Annotated in this window: 3 protein-coding genes; 2 read left to right on the forward strand and 1 reads right to left on the reverse strand. The window is 68.8% G+C overall.

Annotation, left to right across the window (positions count from 1 at the left end; translation table 11 throughout):
* A partial coding sequence (locus FJY73_14280) for a hypothetical protein (GenBank protein MBM3321828.1) occupies window positions 1-180 on the reverse strand: 180 nt, incomplete at its 3' end.
* 329 nt (window positions 181-509) lie between these two features.
* Between FJY73_14280 and FJY73_14285 the strand changes: the two genes are divergently transcribed.
* Together FJY73_14285 and FJY73_14290 are read left to right on the forward strand one after the other, a co-directional pair.
* Entirely contained in the window at window positions 510-1613 is a 1104-nt protein-coding gene (locus FJY73_14285) for a pyridoxal-phosphate dependent enzyme (protein MBM3321829.1), read from the forward strand.
* On the forward strand, window positions 1613-2668 hold a 1056-nt coding region (locus tag FJY73_14290), incomplete at its 3' end, for a DUF1611 domain-containing protein (GenBank protein ID MBM3321830.1). The genes FJY73_14285 and FJY73_14290, both read left to right, overlap by 1 nt.

Here is a 2668-nt window from a genome sequence, read left to right on the forward strand (position 1 = left end):
TCCGATCGCGCGGACCGGAACCACGACCGTGTCTCCCGCGAGGGCCCGTCTCCAGCCGCCCGTGGTGTCGACGGCCACCGTGAGCGTTCCCGACGAGTCGACCGCGTGCGAACTGAGCGCGGCTCCCGAGCCTCCGGCGACCGCCAGAACGGCGAGGAGCCCGAGCAACCGCATTCCCACGGCGCCCTCCTTTCCCCGCACCCCCGCCGTGCAAGGCGCGTGCCGGACCGAACGGCCGGACCGCGTCGAGGATCCGCGCCCGCCGCAACGGCTTCCACGAGGGACGCGGACCCGGTTCCCCGGCCGGCCGCCAAGGGAGTGGACGCTCCCGCCCGCGCCGTGGGCTTCTCCCTGCACGCGACCGGGTTTTCGGCGATCCCCCGTTCTTTTTTGTTGCGGCGCCGGAAGAGGCGGTACACTTGTCCCCCGCCGGGAGACGGCCGCACCGGCAGACCGGCGCCGGAGGTACCGGCGCCCAGTAGGGCGAGCGCGCCCGGGAGTTTTTATTCATGAATGAAGAATCTCCGCCGATCCTCGCGAACGGGGTCACTGACCCCGCGCTCGACGGGGCGACCCCGCAGGAGATTCCCCTCTCTCCCGACCTCGCGGTCGCAGCGCGCATCGCGCGCGACCGGACCCTCTCCCTCGAGGACCGTCTCGAGTCGTTCGAGGACATCATCGACTCGGAGGTCGGGGACACGTCGCTCACGCGCGCCCGCAACATCGAGCGCGAGTTCGGGATCCGCCAGCTCTATCTCAAGTTCGAGGGGGGAAACCCGACCGGGTCGCAGAAGGATCGAATCGCCTTTGCGCAGGCGATGGACGCCCTCCGGCGCGGATACGACGCGGTCACGCTGGCGACCTGCGGGAACTACGGCGCGTCGGTCGCGCTCGCCGCGTCGCTCGCCGGGCTCGAATGCTTCATCTATATACCGGAGACCTACCACACCCGGCGCGTCAAGGAGATGATCGATCGCGGAGGGAAGATCCTGCGCGTGCCCGGCGACTACGAAGCGGCTGTCTTCGCCTCGCGCGAGCGGGCCGACCGGGACGAGATCTACGACGCGAACCCCGGGGGCGCGAACACGAGGCTCCAGCTCCGCTCGTACGGCGACATCGCCAACGAGATCTACGACGAGCTTCGCGACGCCCCGGCGATCTTCGCGGCGCCGGTCTCGAACGGAACCACGCTCGCCGGGATCTACAAGGGGTTCCTCTCCCTGAGCCGCCGGGGGAAGACCTCCCGCCTTCCCCGCCTCGTCGCCGGCTCCTCCTTCGGCAAGAACCCGATCGTCCGCGCCTTCACGAAGAACATGCCTCATTGCGAGGATCTCATTCCCCAGCGCGTGCGCGAGACGAGCATCAACGAGCCGCTCGTCAACTGGCATTCGATCGACGGCGATCTCGCCCTCGAGGCGATTCGCGAGACGGGCGGATGGGCGGCGAATGCTTCGGACAAGAGCCTTCTCACCTACTCGAAGCTGATCCGCGAGCGCGAGGGGTTGAACACGCTCCCCGCGTCGACCGCGGGGCTCGTCGCGCTTCTCGAACAGCACAAGAAGGAACCGCTTCCGAACGACCGGTACGTGATTCTTCTCACGGGGAAGCGGTGATGAAGGACCGCGAGAGCGCGATCGTCTACTGCCGCGGCGCGTTCGGGACGCCGAACGGAAAGACCGCGCACGGGCTCGTGCGCTTCACGCGGCGCTACCGGGTGGAAGCGGTGATCGACGACCTCCGCGCGGGCGAGGATGCCGGCGAAGCGCTCGACGGGCGCGCGTGCGGCATCCTGATCGTCGCCTCGATCGAGGAAGGGATCCGGATCGCGGAGGAGGCGAAGCGCCCCGCGAGACGTTTCGTGGTCGGCCTCGCTCCGGACGGAGGGCGCCTCTCCCCCGAGGGGAGAGAAGACATCCGACGCGCGATCGAGCTCGGCCTCCATGTCGACTCCGGGCTTCACGACTTCCTCTCCGAGGATCCCGTCCTCGCTCCTCTCGCCGCCGCGCGCGGAATCGAGATCCGGGACGTCCGAAAGCCCCCGGCGCGCGAGGCGCTCCACTTCTTCACCGGAAAGATCGAGGAGGTCCGCTCCCTCAAGGTCGCGATTCTCGGGACCGACTCGGCGGTCGGGAAGCGGACAACCGCATGGAAGCTCGTCGAGGCGCTCGAGCGGGCCGGGCGGAGCGCCGAGATGATCGGAACCGGGCAGACCGCCTGGATGCAGGGCGCGCGTTATTCGATCCTCATCGATTCGCTCATCAACGATTTTGTCACGGGGGAGATCGAGCACGCGGTCTGGAGCGCGTGGAAGGAGACGAACGCGGAGGTTCTCGTGATCGAGGGGCAGGGGAGCCTTCTCAACCCCGCGTACCCGGGCGGCTTCGAGATCCTCGCCGCCGCGAGGCCGGATTGCGTCGTCCTACAGGACGCCCCGGCGAGGAGGACCTACGACGGATTCCCCGCATTTCCGATGCACCCGCTCGGAAAGCAGATCCAGGCGATCGAGCTCGTGTCGGGAAGACCGGTCGTCGCGATCACCGTGAACCACGAGGGCCTCGCGCGGGAGGAGATCCCGTTCGTCTGCGACGCGATCGCGCGCGCGACCGGCCTTCCCGCGTTCGATGTCCTTCTGGACGGCGCCGGGCCTCTCGCCGCGATCCTCCTCGAC

Source organism: Candidatus Eisenbacteria bacterium (genome assembly GCA_016867715.1).
GTDB lineage: Bacteria > Orphanbacterota > Orphanbacteria > Orphanbacterales > Orphanbacteraceae > VGIW01.